Raw genomic sequence first — 22,607 nt, forward strand, 5'->3', positions numbered from 1 at the left:
ACGATGAGTATATTTTTTCGCTATATTTCATCTTTGTATTTAAAATCATTTTTTATTTTATTTTTTTCTTTGACTTTTTTCTTCGTAGCGATTGATTTTTTACTCAATTTCAATAGACTGCCAAAAAGTGCAAATTTAGAGCTTTTGTATATATTTTTCTTAACATGTTCAGCAGCTTCTTATATACTACCTTTAGCTATAGTCCTTGCTTTGGTTTTATGTATTTTTAATATGATACGCTCGAATGAATTTGTTAGCTTGTATGCTTTGGGTTTAAGTAAAAATCAAGTGATTTTTTATCCTTTTTTATGGGCTATGTTTTTTTGTTGTGTTTATGTAGGACTTAATTTTAGTGCCTTTGCTTATGCAGATGAATATAAAAGTAATATTCTCAAGCGTGGCGTTGTAGATAGAGAGGGTGGGGAAGTTTTGATTAAATATAATGATAAATTTATTTATATACAAAAAACAAGTTCTCAAACTTTATATAATATAAAAATCTTTGATGTAAAAAATTTAGACATTCAAAGCACAATCCATGCAAAAACTGCTAAATTTAATGGAGATTCTTGGGATTTAAATGATGCTAAAACTACTAATGTACCACAAAATTTGATTGTTTCAAAAGAGGGTTTAAGCGTAGAAGAATTTAAAAATATCAAAGGCTTAGAAGATTTTTCTCCAAAAATTTTAGAAAGAATTTCTTTGGTAGAGAGCAATCCTTCTTATTCTATTTTAGACGCGCTAGAAAGTATGGCAATTTTTGCAAAACAAAATATTTCTACTAATACACTTAGAACAAGTTTATATTCTTTAGTTCTTACACCATTTTTTGCACCATTTTTAATGCTTATTGTGTATTATTATTTTCCTTTAACAGCAAGATTTTTTAATCTCGCACTTTTAGCTTTTGTGTTTTTTGTGTGCATACTTTTAGTTTGGGGTTTGTTGTTTTTATTAACAAGATTGAGTGAAAATGAAATTTTACTTCCAGAGCTTGGTATAATGCTACCAGTATTTATTTTAATAAGTATAGGAAGTTTTTATTATTTTAAACACAAATAACTACAAGTGAGGTTTTTATGGATTATTTAAAACTAGCAAAAGAATACAACACACCATTTTATATTTATGATTTTGATAAAATTAAAGAGCGTTTTACAATGTTAAAAGATGCTTTTAAGGCAAGAAAATCACAAATTTTTTATGCAGTCAAAGCAAATTCTAATTTAAGTGTTTTAAAGCTTTTAGCTTCTTTAGATAGTGGGTTTGATTGTGTTAGTGCGGGTGAGATTTATAGGGCTTTAAAAGCAGGGGCTAAAAATTATAAAATTATTTTTAGCGGGGTTGGAAAAAGTGCTGATGAATTAAAATATGCTTTAGAGCAAAACATACTTTATGTAAATTTAGAAAGTTATGAAGAAATGCTTCTTTTGGAGCAAATTGCTAAAGAAAGTCAAAAGATAGCTCGTATAAGCATAAGGGTAAATCCAAATGTAGATGCTAAAACACATCCTTATATTTCTACAGGTTTGCATGAAAATAAATTTGGTGTAGATATAGAAAGTGCTAAAAAAATGTATCTTTATGCTAAAAACTCACAATTTTTAGAGCCAGTTGGAGTGCATTTTCACATAGGTTCACAAATTCTTGATATAAGTAGTATCCATGAGGCCTCAGCGATTGTTGCAAAATTAGTAAAAGAACTTTTAGCTTTGAAAATTAATATTAAATTCTTTGATATAGGCGGGGGTTTAGGAGTTTGTTATAAAGATGAACAAGAGCCAAATTTATATGATTATGCTCAAGGAATTTTAGCAAGTTTGCAAGGTCTTGATGTGTGTATAGGTATGGAACCTGGCAGGTTTTTGGTAGCAAATGCAGGCGAGTTTGTTACTAAAGTTTTATATGAAAAATTTAATAATAAAAAGCGTTTTGTGATTATTGATGGGGCGATGAATGATTTATTGCGTCCAAGTTTATATAGTGCTTATCATGAAATCAAGCTTTTGAGTGAAAATAAAGAAGAAAGCCTTTGTGATATTGTTGGTGGGGTTTGTGAGAGTGGAGATTTTTTAGCTAAAGATAGAAAACTAGCTAAAACAAAAGCAGGAGATTTTATCATAGTTAAAAGCGCAGGTGCATATGGTTTTAGCATGAGTAGTAATTACAATACTCGCAATAGAGTATGTGAGCTAGCTTGTGAAAATGGCAAGGTAAGAATGATTAGAAAAAGAGAAAGTTATGAGGATCAAATTGCTTTAGAGCTTGATTTTTTAAAGGATTAAAATGTTGTTTTTAGATGTGCAAGGAACTTTGATTTCAGATTATGATAAAAGTCCTATAAATGGTGCTTTAGAACTCATTAAATCTTTAAATAAAGAAAAAATTCCTTATGTGATTATTACTAATAACACCAAAAGATTAGATTTTTTAAATTATTTGCAAAATTTGGGTTTTGAAATTAATGAAAAGGTTTATATTGATCCTTTTTGTGTTTTAAAAGATTATTTAAAACCTTGTAAAATAGCAGCTTTTGGGGCAAAAGAATTTTTAGATTCACTTCAAGAGTTAGGTTATGAGCTTGATTATAAAAATCCAAAAGCATTTTTGCTAGCAAGTTATGATGATTTTAAATTTCAAGATTTTGCTAATATGATAGAGTATGTTAAAGATGGCGTGCAAGCTATAGCAATGCATGAGGGTAGTATTTATAAGAAAAACTCAAGGCTTTATCCAGGCGTTGGAAGTATCATGTCTATGCTTAAAAATGCATGCGAGTTTGATTATAAAGTGATAGGAAAACCTAGTAAGGCTTTTTATGAAAGTGCTTTAAATTTATTAAAACAGCAAGATTGTAATGTGAATTTTAAAAAAACTTTAATTATTAGTGATGATTTTAAAGGCGATTTGCTTGGTGCTTATGAGCTTGGTATGCAAACAGGCTTAGTTTTAAGTGGTAAAATTTCTAACACTCAAGGTCTTGATACAACTAAACTTAATTTTGTATATGATAGTATTAAGGATTACTACATATCGAGGTTTAAATGAAAGATATAGAAAAATTACGCAATAAAATCGATACTATCGATGATAAAATTTTGGCTTTGCTTAATGAAAGAATGCTTCATGTTAAAGATATAGGAGTTATTAAACAAAATTTAGGTGGAAGTATTTATAGACCTGAGCGTGAAAGAGCTATTATAAATAGACTTAAAAATTATAATCATGGTTTATTAGATCAAAATGCAATCGAAGCAATTTACCAAGAAATTTTTGCTGTATCAAGAAATTTAGAAATGCCTCAAAGCATAGCTTATTTAGGGCCTGAAGGAAGTTATACGCATCAAGTAGCAAGAACGCGTTTTGGTGCTATGAGTTGTTATACTCCACTTGCAAATATAGAAGATGTTTTTAAAGAATTAGCTCACAAAGAAGCAAAATATGGAGTAGTACCTATAGAAAATAATACAGCAGGTGCAGTGGGTGTGACGCTTGATTGTCTTGGAAAATATGAAGATGTAAAGATTTTTGCTGAAATTTATATGGACATTCATCATTCTTTTGTAAGTATGAGTGAAAATTTAAAAGATATTAAACGCATATATTCTCATCCACAAGGCTATAATCAATGTAGAAATTTTTTAGAAAGTCATGATTTAAGTGAAGTAGAATTTGTAGCAAGCAAATCCACAGCTCATGCGGCTTACTTAGCTTCTCAAGATGTTACTTCAGCTGCGATTTGCTCTAAAATTGCAGCAAAACTTTATAATGTACCTATATTATTTGAAACGATTGAGGATAATTTGGCAAATCGTACTAGGTTTTTGATTTTAAGTGATATAAAAATACCTCAAATGCCTCATTGTAAAACTTCTATCTTAGCACTTGCTGCACACAAACCAGGTGGGCTTAGCGATTTGTTGTATGAGTTTAAAAAAGAGGGGATAAATTTAACAAAACTTGAATCACGCCCTATAAAAACAAGAGAATTTGTGCATAGTTTTTATATAGATTTTGAAGGACATATTGATGATGAAAATGTCCAAAGAGTATTAAAAAAAGCTGAGCATATAAAATGGCTTGGATCATATTTATCAGGAGAAAGCAATGAAATTTAATCCTTTTTTAGAAGCTATTAAAACTTATGAAAGTGGCAAGGATATGGATTTAATTGCTAAAGAATATAGCTTAAAAGAAGTTATTAAACTAGCAAGTAATGAAAATCCTTATGGCACAAGTAAAAAGGCTAAAGAAGCCATCATAAATAATGCACATTTAGCTCATTTATATCCTGATGATACTATGAGTGAATTAAAACAAGCTTTAGCACAAAAATATGATATTTTAAAAGAAAATCTCATCATAGGTAGTGGGAGTGATCAAATTATAGAATATATAGCGCATGCAAAACTTGATCATTCTAAGGCTTATTTACAATGCGGGGTTAGCTTTGCTATGTATGAAATTTATGCAAAACAACTAGGAGTTAAGGTTTATAAAACCCCAAGTTTAACCCATGATTTAAATGAGTTATATGAGTTATATCAAAAGCATAAAAATGAAATTAAAGTAATCTTTTTATGCTTGCCAAATAATCCTTTAGGTGAGTGTTTAGACGCAAGTGCGGTTTTTGAGTTTTTAGAGAAAATTGATGAGGATTGTTTGGTAGCTATTGATGGAGCTTATAATGAATTTGCTTCGTTTAAAGATAGCAAAAAACATATCAACCCTAAGGAATTAATCCATAAATTTCAAAATGCAGTATATCTAGGAACCTTTTCTAAGCTTTATGGTTTGGGTGGTATGAGAGTGGGTTATGGTATAGCTTGCAAGGAAATTATCAATGCATTTTATAAATTACGAGCACCTTTTAATGTGACTAATTTGAGTTTAAAAGCTGCTGTTGCTGCGTTAGATGATGATGAGTTTGTGCAAAAAACTTTGGAAAATAATTTTTCACAAATGAAACTTTATGAAGATTTTGCTAAAAATTATAAAATTCAATACATTCCAAGCTATACAAATTTTATTACCTATTTTTTTGGTGAAAAAAATAGCACAGATTTATCTGAAAAACTGCTTAAAAACGGTATAATAATAAGAAATTTACAAAGTTATGGTTTAAATGCTGTGCGTATAAGTATAGGTACAGAGTATGAAAATTCAAGGTTTTTTGAAGAGTTTTCTAAAAATTTTTAGTTTGTAGGAAATAAATGGATTATAAAACTATACTGCACCAAGTAGGTCAGCTTTATCAAAATTTAAGTTTAAGACAGCGTATTATCATTGCTGCTTCTATTGTTGTTGTAGTTGGATTTTTAGTATTTTTAACCCTTTTTAGAAGTGGTTCTACAGTGGCTAGTGAGGCTGGATATTCAGTATTATTTGAAAATGCTAATACTAGTGATTCGGCGATGATAGTAACTCAACTTGAAAAAAGTGGGGTTCCTTATATTTTGCGCAATGAAGGGACTATTTTAGTTCCTAATGAACAAGTGTATAAACAGCGTTTAGCTATTGCTTCTGCAGGATTATTGCCAAAAGATAATAAAGTAGGTTTTGAGCTTTTTGATAAACAAGAATTTGGCGCAACAGAAGCTGAACAAAAGGTAAAATACCAAAGAGCATTAGAAGGTGAGCTTGCTAGAACGATTGAAAGTTTAGAGCCTATTCATAGTGCTACGGTGCATATTGCTTTTGCTAAAGATACGCTTTTTACACAACAACAAGTTCCACCAACTGCTTCAGTAGCTTTGACTATAAAAGAAGGCTTAAAGCTTAATAAAAAGCAAATTATGGGGATTAAAAACTTAATTGCTTCCTCAGTGACAAAACTTACTCCTGAAAATGTAAAAATCATGGATCAAAAAGGTATTCCTTTAGATGATGAGGGTGCTTTTGAAAGTGATTTAATCGCTGCTCAAATTAAATATAAAAGAGATCAAGAGTATGAATTAGAGCAAAAAATTGTTGCTTCTATTGCTCCATTTGCAGGTGGCTATGATAGGGTGGTAGCAAAGGTTAGTATTGATTATGATTTTTCTAAAGAAGAATCACAAAGTGAAGTGTATGATCCAAATACCGTTGTGCGTAGTGAACAAACCTTGGAAGAGCATAGAGAAGGCTATAAAGATAAAGAAATTCAAGGTGTACCAGGTGCTGTTTCAAACATCGGTCCTGTGGAAGGTTTGGATGATAAAGGTGCGCGCGAGGTTTATACTAAAAATCAAACTACAACTAATAATGAAATTTCTAAAAAAATTACCAACACCACTAAGCAATTTGCAACCATTAAAAGAATTTCTGCAGCTGTTGTGGTAGATGGAAAGTATAAAGTAATTACTGATGATCAGGGAAATATTACTAATGAATATATTCCTTTGAGTGATAAAGAAATTAAAGCGATTGAAAATCTTACTAAAGGTGCCATAGGATTTAATCTTGCTAGAGGTGATGCGGTTGAAGTAAATAATTTGGAATTTCATAGAACAGCTAAAGTTGAAAATAAGGTTCAAACTTTTTATTCAAGATTTGTCGAGCCTTTTATTCCACCTGTTAAGTATGTATTTGCCGCGATTTTGCTTTTTATCTTTTACAAAAAAGTTATTGTGCCATTTTCTCAAAAAATGCTTGCAGATATTAGACTTGAAGAAGAGATGGAAGGTAAGGATGGGCAGATTATTGATGAGGCTGAAGATGCTATTGAAAAATTCAATGCTGCTCGTAGAAAAGTTGAAGAACAACTTGGTTTTGGAGATAGTTTTGATGAGGATGCATTACAATATGATGTTTTACTTGAAAAATTAAGAGCAGTAGCTAATGAAAAAGGCGAAGAGGTGGCATTATTGTTGCAAAAACTTGTTGAAAATGAAGCCGAATTTGGTGAGAAGGATATCTAATGATAAAGCTTAGTGAAGAACAAAAAATGGTCTATGATGACCTTTCTATGCCAGAAAAGGTTGCCATATTTTTAATCCAACTTGGAGAAGATGTAACGACAGTTTTATTTTCTCATATGGATATTAATGTCATCACTGAAATTTCTCGCTATATTGCTTTAGCAAAAAATGTTGATAAGCCAGTTGCTACTGCTGTACTTGAGGAATTTTATACTTTATTACAATCAAATCAATACTTAAAAAGTGGTGGTTTGGAATATGCAAAAGAAATTTTATTTAGAACTTTTGGTCCTGAAATTGCCAATAAAATTTTGGAAAAACTTACCAAAAGTATGGAAAATAATCAAAATTTTGCTTATCTTTCACAAATTAAACCACAACAACTTGCAGACTTTATCATTAAAGAACACCCGCAAACTATAGCTTTGATTTTAGCTCATATGGATACTACTCAAGCTGCTGAAACTTTGGAATATTTTAGCGATGAATTAAGAGCTGAAGTTGTAATAAGAATGGCAAATCTTGGAGATATATCTCCTTCAATTATCAAAAGAGTATCTGCTGTGCTTGAAAGTAAGCTTGAAAGTCTTACTTCTTATAAAGTTGAAGTGGGTGGTCCAAGAGCAGTTGCTGAAGTGCTTAATCGCTTGGGTCAAAAAGCCTCTAAAACAACACTTTCTTATATTGAGCAAAGTGATGAAAAACTTGCTACAACCATTAAAGATTTAATGTTTACCTTTGATGATATTTCTCAACTTAGTACTAATGCGATTAGAGAAGTTTTAAAAGCTGCTGACAAGCGTGATTTGATGATAGGTTTAAAGGGTGCAAGCGAGGATTTAAAACAAAAATTTATGTCCAATATGTCTACGCGTGCTGCTGAAGCTTTTGTAGAAGAAATGGGCTTTTTGGGTGCTGTGCGTGTTAAAGATGTAGAAGAAGCACAAAGAAAAGTTGTAGAAGTGGTGCAAAAACTTGCAGAACAAGGTCTTATCCAAGTGGGTGAGGCTGATGAGATGATAGAGTAAGATTATGGCAAAATTAACCAATGTAATTTCACCTGAAAATATTTCTGCTCATGTAGTTGAGGGTTATCATTTTAAAGTTATGAGTGAAATGCCCTCTAGTGAAGAACAAAAACAAGAAGAAATTCAAACTATAAATCAAGTCTCTCCTGTCCAAAACACACAACAAGCAGTAGAAAATCAAACAATAGAAGTTACTCCACAAGCCCCACAACCACAAATTCAACCTGATTTTGTTGAAGATTTACTTAAAAAAACTGATGAAATGTCAGGAAATATCATTAAGTTGCAAATGCAGATAGAAAGCCAAGAGGCTGAATTTAACAATCGTTTAAACACAGAATTAGAACATGCAAAGGAAAAATTTACTAAAGAAGGTTATGAACAAGCACAAAAGAATTTTGAAAGTGAATTAGAAGCCTTGAAGGAAAAATACTTAAAAAGCGTAGAAAAGCTTGAAAATACAGTGCAAAATTTAAATGAGTTTTTATCTAAAAATGAAAAAGAATTAGCCGATACGGCTGTAATTATTGCAAAAGAAGTGATTGCAAAAGAGCTCGAGGAAAATTCATCACTTATAGCATTAAATTTAGCAAAAGAACTTATGAGTGAACTTAAAAATGCTACTAAGATAGAATTAAAGTTAAGTCCTGATGATTTTGAATATGTAAAAACACACTTGCAAGAACAAAGCAATATTAAATTTAGTCTTGATGATGCGATTAATAAGGGAAGTATTTTAATATTAAGTGATGCGGGTAATATAGAGTCAAACCTTAACAATCGTTTGCAAAAAATCAAAAACATGGTTAATGAATGATAGATTTAAATAACTTAAATATTAAAAATATGCAAATTAAAGAACTGGAAAATTTAGCTAGTAATTTGCGTGAAGTTATCATAGATACAGTGAGTAAAAATGGTGGACATTTAAGTTCAAATTTAGGTGTAGTTGAGCTTAGCATAGGAATGCATTATGTTTTTGATGTGCGAAAAGATCCTTTTATTTTTGATGTTTCACACCAATCTTATCCACATAAGCTTTTAAGTGGTAAGATAGATAATTTTCATACTTTAAGACAATTTAATGGCTTGAGTGGATATACAAAGCCTGATGAGGGGGATTATTTTGTAGCAGGACATTCAAGCACTTCTATATCTTTAGCAGTTGGAGCTTGTAAGGCTATAAGATTAAAAAAAGAAGATCGCTTACCTGTTGTATTAATAGGTGATGGAGCGTTAAGTGCAGGTATGGCTTATGAAGCTTTAAACGAGCTTGGTGATAGAGAATATCCTTGTGTGATTATTTTAAATGATAATGAAATGAGTATTTCAAGGCCAATTGGAGCTATTTCAAAATACCTTTCTCAAGCAATGGCAACGCAGTTTTATCAAAAGTTTAAAAAACGCATAGAAAATCTTTTAGAGTATTTTCCTCAAGGCGCATCTTATATGGCAAAGCGTTTCGAAGAGGGTTTAAGACTTATTACACCTGGACTCTTATTTGAAGAATTAGGACTTGAATATATAGGGCCTATTGATGGACATAATTTAAATGAAGTTATAAATGCGCTAAATCAAGCTAAAGCTATGAATAAACCTTGTGTAGTGCATGCGCAAACTATCAAAGGCAAAGGTTATACATTAGCTGAAGGTAAAAATGCTAAATGGCATGGAGTAGGTGCTTTTGATAGAAGTAGCGGAGAGAGTTTAAAGGCTAATATGAACAAAAAAAGTGCGACAGAAATTTTTTCAAATACACTTTTAAATTTAGCTCAAAAATATGAAAATATAGTAGGTGTAACTGCTGCTATGCCAAGTGGAACTGGAATAGATAAGCTAATGGAAAAATATCCTGAGCGTTTTTGGGATGTAGCAATTGCAGAACAACATGCAGTTACTTCTATGGCAGCTATGGCTAAAGAAGGTTTTAAGCCTTTTATAGCAATTTATAGCACTTTTATGCAAAGAGCTTATGATCAAGTTATCCATGATTGTGCTATTATGAATTTAAATGTAGTTATTGCTATGGATAGAGCTGGCATAGTAGGAGAAGATGGAGAAACTCATCAAGGTGCTTTTGATGTTAGTTTTTTAAGTGCTATACCAAATATTACTTTAGCGGCTCCAAGAGATGAGGCTATGATGGAAAAAATTATGGAGTATGCTTATTTTCATCAAGGTGTTTTTGCTTTTCGTTATCCTAGAGGTAATTTTTTATTAGATGAAAATTTTAATCCATGTGAGATAAAACTTGCAAAAGCTCAAATTTTATCTAAAGTGCAAAGCGATAAAGTATTTTTAGGTTTTGGTCAGGGTGTGGCTAAGGCAAAACTAGCTTTAGATAAACTTGGTTTAGATTATGCAAGCTTAATAGATTTGATTTTTGCAAAACCTTTAGATGAAGAGCTTTTAAAAGAATTGGCAAAAGATACAAAAACTTGGTTTGTTTTTTCAGATAGTGCTAAGATAGGTGGAGTGGGAAGTTTGATTGCAACTTTCTTGCAAAAAGAAAATCTTTATCATATAAAACTAGTAAGTTTTGAATTTGAAGATCAATTTATAACTCATGGTAAAACAAATGAAGTAGAAAAATTTCTAGAAATTGATGTTGAATCTTTGTGTAAAAAGATTAAAATTTATTAAAAGATAAAAAATATCCTTTAATATAATCATTTTTTTATAAAAAAAGCGTTATACTATATAAAAAATATCGGAGAATTAATAATGGAACTTATTCAATTGCTTAAAAATTGTGATTTAAAAGCTACTCCTCAAAGACTTTGTATTTTAAAAATTTTAAAACGCCATGAACATCCTAATATAGAATCTTTATACGAAAGCATTAAGGAAGAATATCCTTCTATCTCTTTAGCTACAGTGTATAAAAATTTAAATACTTTAAAAGAACAAGGTTTGGTTGTAGAAATCAACACTCCAAATCAAAAAACTTGTTATGATATTTATGAATATCCTCATATACATGTAATTTGTAGCAAATGCAATCATATAGAAGATGTATGTTATGAAGATAGTGGGATAAATAAATACCAAGAAGATCTTGAGAAAAAAATTGGCAATATCATTGATTATCTTGGCGTATTTGCTTATGTGAATGGTTGTAAAGCTTGTAAAAAATAAGATGGTTTGTGAAGTCCAAAGACGCTTTTTGCTCAAAAATGATGACTTTATAAAAATTTTAAAAGAAGAAAAAATTATATATTCTAAGGATAAAATACGCGTTTTCTTTACGCGTATAAGTCCTTTTTGTGATGTTAAATATAAAAAATTTAATAAAAATTATTATCGATTTTCGCTTTATAAACTGCATGATATTTTAGATAAAAAAAATCATAAACTTTCTAAGAAAGAATTTAAACAGCAAAGTAAAAAACTTATAGGAAGTGTTATTAAGAAAACTAGAATTAGTTTTGAGATTAATAATGCTCGATTTTTACTTTATAAGTTTAAAAATAATCTGCAAGATTTGGTCATTTTGAAAGTTGTTTTTCCTACTTTTGAAAAAGCAAAGCAATTTAATTTACCTCACTTTTTTAAAAGCTATAAAGAGATTTCAGATGATGAAAATTTCTACAGCAAAAATTTAGCATTATATGGAGATTTTTCTAAAATTTTTGATAGTGCTAGATGTATTAAAATTTTAGATAAGCAAGAAGATATTAGCTTACATTTTCCAAATCAAATTCAAAGTTTTGAAGCGGGTAAAATCTTACTTTTTGTGCTTTTAAAAAGATTAAAAAATGACAGATTGAATTTTTTACAAAAATTAAATTTTGAAAGTTTTGAGCAATTTTTTGCAAGTCTTAGGCAAATATGCATTTTCTTTGAGCTTTTTAGCACTCTTTTTGAAAAGAGTATTCAAAATAAACTTCAAGATTATATTTTGAATTTGGAAAAACAAATTTGTAATGATAAAATTTGTAAATTTGAATTAGAAAAATATATTTTTATTTTAAGTGATGAAAAAATCAATGATATTTTTCTTGATATGGATTTTATTTTAAAGAATGATTGTAGTTTTTATCAAGGAGAGAAAAATCAAATTTTAAAGTCTTTAGTGGCTTTTAAACTAAGAAAAGAATTAGTTTTTTTAAAGAAAAAAATTGTAAAATCTCAAACAAATCATGAAGAAGAATTAGAAAGAATAAAATTTTTATTATGCTATTTTGCAACTATGTTTGAAGAAAAAAGTATTGAAAAACTAAAAAATTATTTTGAACATAATCATTTAGAACAAATTTCATATGATGAAAATACAATAAAACAAATTGAAAAAAGTATTAAAAAATTAAAAATATATAGTTAGGAAAAACATGCAAAAACAAGAAAAAATAGTCAAAATGTTTGATGATATAGCACCAACTTATGATAAGGCTAATAGAATTTTAAGTTTTGGAAGTGATGTGAGTTGGAGAAAAAAAGCTTGTTTAGATGTTTTTAAATTTTCTAACAATGAACTTGATATTATCGATGTGGCTTGTGGTACAGGCGATATGATTATAGAATGGCAAAATCAAGCCTTAAGGACAAATAAAAATATCATTAGTATAAAAGGGGTTGATCCAAGTGCGGGCATGCTTGAAGTGGCTAAGAAAAAAATTCCTGATGCGACTTTTGTGCAAGCAAAAGCACAAGAACTTCCACTTGAAAGTGAAAGTGCAAATATCATAAGTATAAGTTATGGCATACGCAATGTGGTAGATAGGAAAGAAGCTATAAAAGAATTTGCAAGAGTGTTGAAAAAGGATGGGATTTTACTTGTGCTTGAATTTACTAAAAGAGAGCAGGGTGGTTTTATAGCTGCTTGTAGAGATTTTTACTTAAAAAATATTTTACCAAAAGTGGGTGGATTTATCAGTAAAAATTATAGTGCTTATGAGTATTTACCAAATTCGATAGAAGATTTTTTAAGCAAAGAAGAATTTATTAAAGAATTGAGTGAGTATTTTGAAATGCTAGAGTATAAAAGCTTTAGTTTTGGTGTTTGCTCTATGTTTATTGCAAGAAAAAAATGAAAGTTTCAGAACTTAATCTAAAAGCTAAAAGTTTATTAGAATTTCATCTTGATGATATAGAGCTTAGTGGAGAAATTTCTAAAATTACCATTCATAGTTCAGGACATTGGTATTTTGATTTAAAAGATGAAAAATCAAGCATAGCTTGTGTGATGTTTAAAGGCTTTAATCAGTTTGTCCAAGCTAAACCTAAAGTTGGCGATATGCTTGAACTTAGAGGTTATGTGAGTTTATATGAAGCAAGTGGCAGGTATCAATTTATCGCCAAAAGTATGCAAAAAACAAGTCTTGGAGATTTAGAAGCTAAATTTTTAGCTCTAAAAGAAAAGCTTGAAAAAGAAGGTTTGTTTGATACAAATGTTAAAAAAAGCATTATTAAATTTCCTAAAAAAATAGGCATAATTACTTCTTTTACTTCAGCTGCTTTGCAAGATATGTTAAAGCTAATTTCACAAAAAGAATACAATCTTTGCAAAATAACTATTTTTAATGCCCTTACCCAAGGACAAAGTGCCCCAAATTCTTTAATAAATGCTTTAAAAAAAGCCAATGAGTATAATTTAGATGCGATTATTTTGGCAAGAGGTGGTGGAAGCAGAGAAGATTTGTTTTGTTTTAACGATGAAGAACTTGCAAGATGTATTTTTTCTTTAAAAACGCCTATTGTTTCTGCTATTGGACATGAGATTGATTATGTTATTAGTGATTTTGTAGCAGATTTAAGAGCACCAACTCCAAGTGCAGCTATTGATATGATTTTTCCAAATAAACTAAGCTTAGAACAAGGACTTGATGAGCTTGCTATGCGTTTTAAAAACCAAATGTTAAATCATCTTAAGTTTTATCAAAACAAAATCGATCATTTGCAAAATTTAGCCAAAGCTAAGTCTTTAGAAAATGCTTTTTTTCTTAGAAAACAAAAGCTTGATTTTTTACAAAGCCAACTAAAGAGCGTTTTAAATTTAAAATTATTAAATTATGAAAATAAGCTTGATAATTTTGAGGAACTTTTAACTCAGCAAAAAAATTTCTTTGATAAAAGTAAAAATTTGATAAATTTACAAAAAGATGGCAAAAATATCTCTCTTGAAAAGCTAAAAAAAGGAGATATTATAAAGCTTTGCTCAATAAATGAGAGTAAAGAAGCTCAAATACTATAAAAGGAGATAAAATGAGAGTGATGAATTTTAGTGCAGGTCCTTCAAACCTGCCTGATGAGGTTTTAAAAGAAGCTAGGGAACATTTGTTTGATTATCATGGTAAAGGCTTTTCTATTATGGAAGTTTCTCATCGTGGAAAGGTTTTTGAAGAAGTGCATTTTGAAGCTATCAAAATGGCAAAAGAACTTTATGGTGTAAATGATGATTATGAAGTGCTTTTAATGCAAGGTGGAGCTAGTTTGCAATTTGCTATGATACCTATGAATTTATATATGGGTGGAGTTTGTGAATTTGCTAATACGGGAGTTTGGACTAAAAAGGCTATTAAAGAAGCTGAAATTTTAGGAGTAAATACAAAAATAGTAGCAAACACTCAAGAAAGTGAGTTTGATCATATCCCACAATTTGAATTTAGCGATAATGCAGATTATGCTTATATATGCTCTAATAATACTATTTATGGAACCCAATATAAAAACTATCCAAAGACTAAAAGTCCTTTGATAATTGATGCTTCTAGTGATTTTTTCTCTAAAAAGATAGATTTTTCTAATATTGCTATGCTTTTTGGTGGGGTGCAAAAAAATGCAGGAATTTCAGGGCTTGCTTGTGCTTTTGTGCGTAAAGATATGATAGAGCGTAGCAAAAACAAAAATATACCTAGTATGTTAAAATATAGCGTTTATGCTGAAAATAATTCTTTATTTAATACTCCAGCAACCTTTGCTATATATATGTTTAATCTTGAAATGAAATGGCTTTTAAATCAAGGTGGATTAGACAAAATCAATGAGCAAAATATACAAAAAGCCAAAATTTTATACGATGTGATTGATGAGAGTAATGGTTTTTATAAAGGTCATGCCAAAAAAGAGGATAGATCATTAATGAATGTTAGTTTTAATATAGCTTATGATAAAAACTTAGAGCCAGTTTTTGTAAAAGAAGCTGAAGAAAATGGTATGATAGGTCTTAAAGGACATAAAATTTTAGGTGGAATTCGTGCTAGTATTTATAATTCTATCAGTATTGAAAAGGTTCAAAAGTTAAGTGAATTTATGAAAGCTTTTGCAAAAAAACATGCTTGATTTTTGGTGATTTTCACCAAAAATCATTTGTATAGTAAAAACTTTACTCTTTAATATTTATCAGCATTTTCCTAAGCCACTATTGTATTTTTTTTCAAGAAAATCTTTGAAAAATTCTTTTCTACTTTTACAAGGTGCTTTAGGATGTTTTTCTCTCATATGTTCAAGATATTTATCATAACTTGCAACTCCAACTAAGGGATGAAAAAACCTTTCGGATTTTTCATACCATAATTTAAGTTTTTTTATCATGTTTTTTCCTTTTTTAATGCTATATAAGGGCTTTCTTTTAAAGGAATGTTTAATTTTTTGATAAAAATTCCAAAACAAGAAAGTATAACAAGCAAAGTGGTAATCATGAAAAACACACATAAAATTGCATTTATTAAATTGGAATTTTTAGCTTGAGATGCTAATTTTATATCTTTTTTGATTTGCTCGATTATTGCTTCATCTTGTGTTTGAGAAAGTTTTAAATTAAATTCTTGTATTTTTTGTGTATTTATTTGTACAGCAGCAACATGACTTATAGCATTATGGATTGGATCTCCTTCTTTGTAAGGAAGAATTTTTTGAATACCTCCATAAAGTGTTGCGATTAAAACAAAACAAGCAGGTATGAGAGTAATCCAAGTATATCTTGCCTTCCCCATTTTAAATAAAATCGCACTTGCTAAAAGCAATGCCATACCAGCAAGCATTTGATTACTCACTCCAAAAAGTGGCCATAATGAGTAAATTCCGCCTTTTGGATCTATCGCTCCTTGATAGAGAAAATACCCCCATCCACCAACACTTAAAGCTGTTGCAAAAATTCCTGCTAAGGTATTATTGATATTTCCTAAAGGTTTATAAACATTACCCAATATATCTTGAGCCATAAATCTACAAGCTCTTGTCCCAGCATCAACTGCAGTTAAAATAAACAAGGCTTCAAATAAAATAGCAAAGTGATACCAAAAGCCCATTAAATTCACTCCACCAAATAATTCATGTAAAATCAAAGCAACACCTACAGCAAATGTTGGTGCCCCACCAGTTCTTGATAATATGCTTTGTTCGCCTATATTTGTAGTTAAAGTAGTGATTTCTTCAGGAGTTATTTTAAAACCCCAGCTAGAAATAGCAGCAGCTGCATTTGCAACATCTACACCTATAGTAGCAGCAGGCGCATTGATGGCAAAGTAAAGACCAGGGTGTAAAATACAAGCACAAATTAAAGCCATGATAGCCACAGCACTTTCCATAAGCATAGAGCCATATCCAACAGCTAATGCATGAGTTTCATTTTCAAGCATTTTAGGAGTTGTGCCACTTGAAATTAATGCATGAAAACCACTAATAGCTCCGCATGCAATGGTAATAAATAAAAATGGAAAAATTGCTCCAGCAAATACAGGCCCACTTCCATCTAAATATTGAGAATTAATTTTTGGCATTTGAAGATCAGGTGCTACAAATACAATAGCTAAAGCCATAACCACAATAACACCGATTTTTAAAAAAGTTGATAAATAATCTCTTGGAGCAAGTAAAAACCAAACAGGTAAAATTGCAGCTATAAAACCATAAGCCATCATAATAAGTGCTAAAGTTGGTGCATCAAAGGTAAATATTTTCGCCCAATAAGGATCAGCAGCTATTTCACTTCCATAATGTATGGCTAATATGAGCAATATAAAACCTATAATAGAAGCTTCACCAACCCTACCAGGTCTTAAAAATCTCATATAAATTCCCATAAAAACAGCAATAGGAATGGTCATTGCAATGGTAAATAATCCCCATGGAGATTCTGCTAAAGCTTTTACAACAACCATAGCTAAAATCGCAATAATTATAAGCATAATTCCAAATATAGCAATCATTGCTATTGCGCCGATAAATTGTCCTAATTCATCTTTTATCATCTCTCCTAAAGATTTTCCATTACGACGCGTAGATATAAATAAAACTACAAAATCATGTACCGCACCTGCTAAAACACCGCCTATTAATATCCAAAGCATAGAGGGTAAATAACCCATTTGTGCAGCAAGTATAGGACCTACCAAAGGACCAGCTCCTGCGATAGCGGCAAAATGATGTCCAAAAAGTACAATTTTATTTGTAGGGACAAAATCACATCCGTCATTTTTAACTACAGCAGGAGTTGCTCTGTTTTTATCTAGCTCTAGCACCTTATAGGCAATATATCTACCATAAAATCTATACCCTATGATATAAATACATAAAGCAGCAATAACAAGATAAATCGCTGAAATACTTTCGCCATTTTGGAGTGCTAATATGCCAAAACAAACAGCACCGACAATGGCAACAAAAAACCATAATATTTTGTTAGTAATATTCATTTAATTCCTTTGCTTTAGTGAATTTATTTAGTGTATCGTAGAATTATATTTTATTGCTATATAGGATAAATAAAAAATTAATATATTACAAAATGTAACATATTTCTTAGTCAATTAAAAATTAATTTTATTGACTAAGAATTTGAAATTATTTAGATTTAAAACTTAGTGTCGCTGTCAATTGTAAAGTATCGCCATATCTGTCTAGATTGTATGGTAGTTTGATGTTTGCAGCTATTATTTGTAAACCATCTTTTGGTTTTGTGAGTGTGATTGTTGCTATACCTTTTTCATTTGTTACTATGTTGTCGATATCATCATTTTGATCTTCAAATTCAACTCCTTTTACGGGTCTTCCATCTAGTAAAACTTGGAGTTTTAATTTATCTCCTTCATGTAGTGTTAAAGGATTTTGTAAAGGAACTATTTCAAATTTTAATCCTAATGGTTTTTTTGAACCTTCATCCCAAGAAAAAATACTTTTTCCCATTTTGAAAATTTTTCTTGTTTGAGTGACTTCATTTGCACCAGTAATATCTGTAATATCAGATCTTTTTTGTGCATAATATTTTCCATCTTTTGTAAATGTGTAATATCCAAAATCATAATTAACACTTGCAACAGCAGGTTTTCCCTCAATAAATATTTTGTTATTTTCGTAGTCATAGCCAGCTTTTAAATTTTTTCCTTGAGAATCTTTTGCACTTATACCAAAAACCCTATCAGGTTGATATTGTCCCCAGTGATCATCAGCCCAAAAACCTACTTCATATCCATTGCTAGTTTGCATAGGAAAGAATTGATGAGCTAAAGCAGAACTTGCTATAAAAAAACTCAAAAACACCATTTTTGAAAATTTCATTTTTTCTCCTTTAAAATAATTTTGATAATCATTATATATATTTTTATTTATATAAAACTTAAGAATGTATTTTAATTTTTCCTTTATAAAAAAGAAAAATATTTTAATTTTTCTTATGTTAAAATCATAAATTTATTTTTAAATATTTAGGAAAAGTTATGAATGATACTATTAATATAATTGGTGCTAAAGAGAATAATCTTAAAAATATCAACCTAGAAATTCCTAAAAATAAACTTATAGTTTTTACAGGACTTAGTGGAAGTGGTAAATCCACTTTAGCTTTTGGTACACTTTATGCAGAAGGACAACGCCGCTATATTGAGAGTTTAAGTGCTTATGCAAGGCAGTTTTTAGATAAAGTGGGTAAGCCAAATGTTGATAAAATAGAAGGTTTAACTCCTGCTATTGCTATTGATCAAAAAACAACTTCTAAAAATCCTCGATCAACTGTTGGGACTATTACTGAAATTTATGATTATTTAAGACTTTTATATGCAAGGATTGGCTCACAACATTGTCATCAATGTGGCCAAAAAATCTCATCTATGAGTGCAGCAGATATCGTAGGTGAAATCTTAAAGCTTCCAAAAGGGGCAAAAATCATCATTTATGCTCCTTTGATCAAAGAAAAAAAAGGAACTTTTGCAGATCTTTTGGAAAATTTAGTCGCAAAAGGCTATGTTAGAGCACAAATTGATGGGGTTTTAACGCGTCTTGATGAGGATATTGAGCTTGCTAAAACTAAAAAACATACAATAAAGCTTGTGATAGATAGACTCCAAGTGCAAGATGATATGTTGGCAAGACTTGCAAGCGATATAGAAAAAGGTCTTAGTGAGAGCTTTGGTGAAGTGGAAATTGAAGTTTTAAATAATGAAGAATTAAACATAGCAAAACATTTTCATTATAGTGAGCATAATGCTTGTTTTGATTGTAAAATTTCTTTTCCTTTGCTTGAGCCTTTGAGTTTTTCTTTTAATTCTCCAAAAGGTGCTTGTCCAAGTTGTGATGGTCTTGGTATAAGATATACGCTAGATATGAAAAAGCTTATCAATGAAGAATTAAGCCTAGAAGCAGGAGCTGTAAAGCTATTATATGGGTTTAATAAAAGTTATTACTATAAGTTTTTAATGGCCTTTTGCGAGCAAAATGATATAAGGGTAAAAATTCCATATAATGAGCTAAGCGAAGAAGAAAAGCGTCTAGTACTTTATGGTAATGCCAAGGAAATTAACTTTTTATGGAAAAGACATCGCTTAAATCGCAAATTTGAAGGTGCAGTTAAATATGCTTATGAAATGCTAAAAGATGAAAAAGATTTAAGCGAGTATATGAGCGAAAAAACTTGTAAAGATTGCAATGGTCATCGTTTAAGAGCTGAGAGTTTAGCTGTAAAAGTTGCTGAAAAAAATTTGGGTGAAATTTTAGATATGAGCATAGAAAATACTACTGCATTTTTTTCAAAAGAAGCTAATTTTGCATATTTGAGTGAGCAAGAAAGATTGATAGCTAAGCCTATTTTTAAAGAAATTAATGAAAGATTGTTTTTTCTTTATGATGTAGGACTTGGGTATTTATCCTTAGGGCGTGATGCAAGAACAATTAGTGGAGGTGAAGCTCAAAGAATTCGTATAGCATCTCAAATTGGTAGTGGTTTAAGTGGGGTGATGTATGTTTTAGATGAGCCTAGCATTGGTTTGCATGAGCGAGATACAGCAAAACTCATTAAAACTTTAAGAAATCTTCAGCAAAAGGGTAATACTTTAATCGTGGTTGAGCATGATAAAATGACAATAGAAGAAGCAGATTTTATCGTAGATATTGGTCCAAATGCTGGTAAATTTGGTGGTGAAGTTGTATTTAGTGGAACTTATAAAGAATTATTAAAAAGTAAAAGCCAAACTGCCCTTTATATGAGTGGTAAAAAGCAAATTGCCCATCAAAAACACAGAGAACAAAAAGATTTTATTAGTTTAAAAGATGTGAGTATTAATAATATTCAAAATTTAAGTGTAGATTTTCCATTGCATAATTTAGTAGCAATTACAGGTGTTTCAGGAAGTGGTAAAAGCTCGCTAATCTTGCAAACTTTGCTCCCATTTGCAAAAGAAGAGCTTAACCGTGCTAAAAAAGTTAAAAAACTAAGTGGGGCTAAGATAGAAGGTTTGGAAAAACTTGATAAGGTAATTTATCTTGATCAAAGTCCTATAGGAAGGACTCCTCGTTCAAATCCCGCTACTTATACAGGTGCTATGGATGAAATTCGTAATCTTTTTGCAGCTACCAAAGAAGCTAAAATGCGAGGTTATAAAGCAGGGCGTTTTTCTTTTAATGTTAAAGGTGGAAGATGTGAAAAGTGTAGTGGCGATGGTGAGATTAAAATCGAAATGCACTTTTTGCCTGATGTGATGGTAACTTGTGATGTTTGCAATGGTAAAAGATATAATGATGCAACTTTAGAGATCAAATATAAAGGTAAAAGCATAGCTGATGTTTTAAATATGAGTATTATTGAAGCAAGTGAGTTTTTTACTTCTGTGCCAAAGATAAAACAAAAGCTTGATACTTTGGTAAAAGTTGGGCTTGATTATCTTACCTTAGGACAAAATGCAACTACTTTAAGTGGTGGGGAGGCTCAGCGTATTAAGTTAGCTAAAGAATTAAGCAGAAGCGATACAGGAAAAACTCTTTATATTTTAGATGAACCTACAACAGGACTTCATTTTGAAGATGTTAATAAACTTATTGTAGTTTTGCAACATTTAGTTGATCTTGGAAATAGTGTGTTTGTGATAGAGCATAATTTAGATGTGATTAAAAATGCTGATTATATCATTGATATGGGACCTGAAGGTGGAGTTAAAGGTGGTAAGGTTATAGCTAAAGGTAGCGTTGAAGAGCTTGCTAAAAATCATAAAAAAAGTGGTTCTTATACAGGGTATTATCTAAATTTAGAGCTAAAAAGCATAAAAAAATAAATTGGTTGAAGTTATTCTTCAACCATAAATTTCACCTTTTTTATACTCATAAATACTTTGCATATCTTTATCTCCTCTTCCTGAAAGATTTACAACTATCACACTTTTTTTCTTTAAAGTCGGACAAAGTTTTTCTAAATAAGCTAATGCATGTGAGCTTTCAATAGCGGGTATAATACCTTCTTCTTTACATAATAATTTTAAAGCATTAATGCACTCATCATCACTAATAGCATGATAACTTGCTCTTTTACTTTCTTGCAAATATGCGTGCAAAGGCCCTATGCCAGGGTAATCAAGCCCAGCAGAAATACTAAAAGTATGAGCAATGTTGCCTTTATCATCTTGTAAAACTTTAGTTTTCATACCATGGATAATACCTTCTTCGCCTTTAGTAAGTGTGGCTGCATGATAAGGTGTATCTTTTCCTAAACCTGCTGCTTCAACACCTATAAGCTTAACTTTTTCATCTTTTAAAAATGCATGAAAAATTCCAGCAGCATTGCTACCACCTCCAGCTGCTGCTATGATGTAATCTACTTTTTTATTTAATTTTCTAAGTTGCATTTTGCATTCTTTACCTATAATACTTTGAAAATGCGTAACAATTTGTGGATAAGGATAAGGCCCCACTGCACTTCCTACTACATAAAATACTTCTTTGGTATTTTTAATCCAAAAATTTAAAGCCTCATCTACCGCATCACTTAAAGTTTTACCTCCACTTTCTACTGCGTGAACTTTTGCTCCTAAAATCTCCATTTTATAGACATTTAAGGCTTGCCTTTTTACATCAATAGCCCCCATAAATATCTCACATTCAAGTCCCAAAAGTGCTGCTGCAGTAGCTGTTGCAAGCCCATGTTGTCCTGCTCCGGTTTCTGCAATAATTTTTTTCTTATTCATTTTCTTTGCCATTAAGGCTTGAGCTATGGCATTGTTGATCTTATGAGCTCCTGTGTGAGTTAAGTCTTCTCTTTTTAAATAAATTTCATGATTATAAAGCTTGCTTAAATTTTTAGCATGGTATAAAGGCGTAGGTCTTCCCACATAATTAGCTAAGAGTTCTTTTAATTCTGTGTTAAAATCTTTATCTTTTTTGAGTTTTAAAAAAGCTTTTTCTACTTCATCTAATGCTATTTTTACTTCATTTGGCACAAATTGCCCACCAAATTTTCCATAATATTTTTTCATAGTAT

General features: G+C 30.4%; 19 protein-coding genes. 15 read left to right on the top strand and 4 right to left on the bottom strand.

Annotated features, from left to right (window positions below; genetic code table 11):
• The first annotated feature begins 3 nt into the window (after positions 1-3).
• The 14 genes from E2O22_RS05215 to serC all read left to right on the top strand — a co-directional run bounded on the left by E2O22_RS05215 (position 4) and on the right by serC (position 15,211).
• On the top strand, positions 4-1,065 hold the full coding sequence (locus E2O22_RS05215; protein ID WP_133319542.1) for an LptF/LptG family permease: 1,062 nt from the start codon (positions 4-6) through the stop codon (positions 1,063-1,065).
• Between the two features lie 17 nt (positions 1,066-1,082).
• Positions 1,083-2,288 (top strand): diaminopimelate decarboxylase, encoded by a 1,206-nt coding sequence (lysA, locus tag E2O22_RS05220; RefSeq protein ID WP_133319543.1) that lies wholly within the window; start codon positions 1,083-1,085, stop codon positions 2,286-2,288.
• A 1-nt stretch (position 2,289) separates the two neighbouring features.
• On the top strand, positions 2,290-3,051 hold the full coding sequence (locus tag E2O22_RS05225; protein WP_133319544.1) for an HAD-IIA family hydrolase: 762 nt from the start codon (positions 2,290-2,292) through the stop codon (positions 3,049-3,051).
• Positions 3,048-4,121: a prephenate dehydratase gene (gene pheA / locus E2O22_RS05230; RefSeq protein WP_133319545.1), complete on the top strand. Its 1,074-nt coding sequence runs from the start codon at positions 3,048-3,050 to the stop codon at positions 4,119-4,121. Before E2O22_RS05225 ends, pheA begins: the two co-directional genes overlap by 4 nt.
• A complete protein-coding gene (gene hisC, locus E2O22_RS05235; RefSeq protein WP_133319546.1) occupies positions 4,111-5,202 on the top strand; it encodes a histidinol-phosphate transaminase in 1,092 nt (363 codons plus the stop codon). Before pheA ends, hisC begins: the two co-directional genes overlap by 11 nt.
• Positions 5,203-5,216: 14 nt before the next feature.
• The gene (gene fliF / locus E2O22_RS05240) at positions 5,217-6,902 is read left to right on the top strand and encodes a flagellar basal-body MS-ring/collar protein FliF (protein WP_133319547.1); all 1,686 of its coding nucleotides are present in this window, start codon (positions 5,217-5,219) and stop codon (positions 6,900-6,902) included.
• Positions 6,902-7,930 (top strand): flagellar motor switch protein FliG, encoded by a 1,029-nt coding sequence (fliG, locus tag E2O22_RS05245; protein ID WP_039619192.1) that lies wholly within the window; start codon positions 6,902-6,904, stop codon positions 7,928-7,930. Before fliF ends, fliG begins: the two co-directional genes overlap by 1 nt.
• A gap of 4 nt (positions 7,931-7,934) precedes the next feature.
• Complete coding sequence (gene fliH / locus E2O22_RS05250) at positions 7,935-8,747, top strand: flagellar assembly protein FliH (protein WP_133319548.1); 813 nt, start codon at positions 7,935-7,937, stop codon at positions 8,745-8,747.
• Complete coding sequence (gene dxs / locus E2O22_RS05255; protein WP_133319549.1) at positions 8,744-10,573, top strand: 1-deoxy-D-xylulose-5-phosphate synthase; 1,830 nt, start codon at positions 8,744-8,746, stop codon at positions 10,571-10,573. The genes fliH and dxs overlap by 4 nt, the downstream gene beginning before the upstream one ends.
• Positions 10,574-10,654: 81 nt before the next feature.
• A complete protein-coding gene (perR, locus tag E2O22_RS05260; protein ID WP_133319550.1) occupies positions 10,655-11,068 on the top strand; it encodes a peroxide-responsive transcriptional repressor PerR in 414 nt (137 codons plus the stop codon).
• A gap of 28 nt (positions 11,069-11,096) precedes the next feature.
• A complete protein-coding gene (locus tag E2O22_RS05265) occupies positions 11,097-12,254 on the top strand; it encodes a CYTH domain-containing protein (protein ID WP_133319551.1) in 1,158 nt (385 codons plus the stop codon).
• Between the two features lie 7 nt (positions 12,255-12,261).
• Positions 12,262-12,963: a bifunctional demethylmenaquinone methyltransferase/2-methoxy-6-polyprenyl-1,4-benzoquinol methylase UbiE gene (gene ubiE / locus E2O22_RS05270; RefSeq protein WP_133319552.1), complete on the top strand. Its 702-nt coding sequence runs from the start codon at positions 12,262-12,264 to the stop codon at positions 12,961-12,963.
• Positions 12,960-14,123 (top strand): exodeoxyribonuclease VII large subunit, encoded by a 1,164-nt coding sequence (gene xseA / locus E2O22_RS05275; RefSeq protein WP_133319553.1) that lies wholly within the window; start codon positions 12,960-12,962, stop codon positions 14,121-14,123. Before ubiE ends, xseA begins: the two co-directional genes overlap by 4 nt.
• 11 nt (positions 14,124-14,134) lie before the next feature.
• On the top strand, positions 14,135-15,211 hold the full coding sequence (gene serC, locus E2O22_RS05280; protein ID WP_133319554.1) for a phosphoserine transaminase: 1,077 nt from the start codon (positions 14,135-14,137) through the stop codon (positions 15,209-15,211).
• A gap of 60 nt (positions 15,212-15,271) precedes the next feature.
• Here serC and kcuS read toward each other — a convergent pair whose 3' ends face one another.
• The 3 genes from kcuS to E2O22_RS05295 all read right to left on the bottom strand — a co-directional run bounded on the left by kcuS (position 15,272) and on the right by E2O22_RS05295 (position 18,427).
• Entirely contained in the window at positions 15,272-15,463 is a 192-nt protein-coding gene (kcuS, locus tag E2O22_RS05285) for a KCU-star family selenoprotein (RefSeq protein ID WP_133319555.1), read from the bottom strand.
• Positions 15,460-17,565: a carbon starvation CstA family protein gene (locus tag E2O22_RS05290; protein WP_133319556.1), complete on the bottom strand. Its 2,106-nt coding sequence runs from the start codon at positions 17,563-17,565 to the stop codon at positions 15,460-15,462. The genes kcuS and E2O22_RS05290 overlap by 4 nt, the downstream gene beginning before the upstream one ends.
• Positions 17,566-17,713: 148 nt before the next feature.
• Positions 17,714-18,427, bottom strand: coding sequence for a DUF4198 domain-containing protein (locus E2O22_RS05295; RefSeq protein WP_133319557.1), 714 nt, complete (start codon positions 18,425-18,427; stop codon positions 17,714-17,716).
• A gap of 158 nt (positions 18,428-18,585) precedes the next feature.
• Between E2O22_RS05295 and uvrA the strand changes: the two genes are divergently transcribed.
• Positions 18,586-21,408, top strand: coding sequence for an excinuclease ABC subunit UvrA (gene uvrA / locus E2O22_RS05300; protein WP_133319558.1), 2,823 nt, complete (start codon positions 18,586-18,588; stop codon positions 21,406-21,408).
• Between the two features lie 18 nt (positions 21,409-21,426).
• Here uvrA and trpB read toward each other — a convergent pair whose 3' ends face one another.
• Positions 21,427-22,602, bottom strand: coding sequence for a tryptophan synthase subunit beta (trpB, locus tag E2O22_RS05305; protein WP_133319559.1), 1,176 nt, complete (start codon positions 22,600-22,602; stop codon positions 21,427-21,429).
• Positions 22,603-22,607: the final 5 nt, after the last annotated feature.

The sequence above is a fragment of the Campylobacter lari genome (assembly GCF_004357905.1).
GTDB classification, from domain to species: domain Bacteria; phylum Campylobacterota; class Campylobacteria; order Campylobacterales; family Campylobacteraceae; genus Campylobacter_D; species Campylobacter_D lari_D.

Excerpts from the sequence above, each read along its gene's own strand:
- E2O22_RS05295 (WP_133319557.1), bottom strand. The coding sequence starts at position 18,427 with ATGAAATTTTCAAAAATGGTGTTTTTGAGTTTTTTTATAGCAAGTTCT.
- lysA (WP_133319543.1), top strand. The coding sequence starts at position 1,083 with ATGGATTATTTAAAACTAGCAAAAGAATACAACACACCATTTTATATT.
- fliH (WP_133319548.1), top strand. The coding sequence starts at position 7,935 with ATGGCAAAATTAACCAATGTAATTTCACCTGAAAATATTTCTGCTCAT.
- dxs (WP_133319549.1), top strand. The coding sequence starts at position 8,744 with ATGATAGATTTAAATAACTTAAATATTAAAAATATGCAAATTAAAGAA.
- fliF (WP_133319547.1), top strand. The coding sequence starts at position 5,217 with ATGGATTATAAAACTATACTGCACCAAGTAGGTCAGCTTTATCAAAAT.
- ubiE (WP_133319552.1), top strand. The coding sequence starts at position 12,262 with ATGCAAAAACAAGAAAAAATAGTCAAAATGTTTGATGATATAGCACCA.
- hisC (WP_133319546.1), top strand. The coding sequence starts at position 4,111 with ATGAAATTTAATCCTTTTTTAGAAGCTATTAAAACTTATGAAAGTGGC.
- E2O22_RS05215 (WP_133319542.1), top strand. The coding sequence starts at position 4 with ATGAGTATATTTTTTCGCTATATTTCATCTTTGTATTTAAAATCATTT.
- serC (WP_133319554.1), top strand. The coding sequence starts at position 14,135 with ATGAGAGTGATGAATTTTAGTGCAGGTCCTTCAAACCTGCCTGATGAG.
- perR (WP_133319550.1), top strand. The coding sequence starts at position 10,655 with ATGGAACTTATTCAATTGCTTAAAAATTGTGATTTAAAAGCTACTCCT.
- fliG (WP_039619192.1), top strand. The coding sequence starts at position 6,902 with ATGATAAAGCTTAGTGAAGAACAAAAAATGGTCTATGATGACCTTTCT.
- E2O22_RS05290 (WP_133319556.1), bottom strand. The coding sequence starts at position 17,565 with ATGAATATTACTAACAAAATATTATGGTTTTTTGTTGCCATTGTCGGT.
- uvrA (WP_133319558.1), top strand. The coding sequence starts at position 18,586 with ATGAATGATACTATTAATATAATTGGTGCTAAAGAGAATAATCTTAAA.
- kcuS (WP_133319555.1), bottom strand. The coding sequence starts at position 15,463 with ATGATAAAAAAACTTAAATTATGGTATGAAAAATCCGAAAGGTTTTTT.
- E2O22_RS05225 (WP_133319544.1), top strand. The coding sequence starts at position 2,290 with ATGTTGTTTTTAGATGTGCAAGGAACTTTGATTTCAGATTATGATAAA.
- pheA (WP_133319545.1), top strand. The coding sequence starts at position 3,048 with ATGAAAGATATAGAAAAATTACGCAATAAAATCGATACTATCGATGAT.
- trpB (WP_133319559.1), bottom strand. The coding sequence starts at position 22,602 with ATGAAAAAATATTATGGAAAATTTGGTGGGCAATTTGTGCCAAATGAA.
- xseA (WP_133319553.1), top strand. The coding sequence starts at position 12,960 with ATGAAAGTTTCAGAACTTAATCTAAAAGCTAAAAGTTTATTAGAATTT.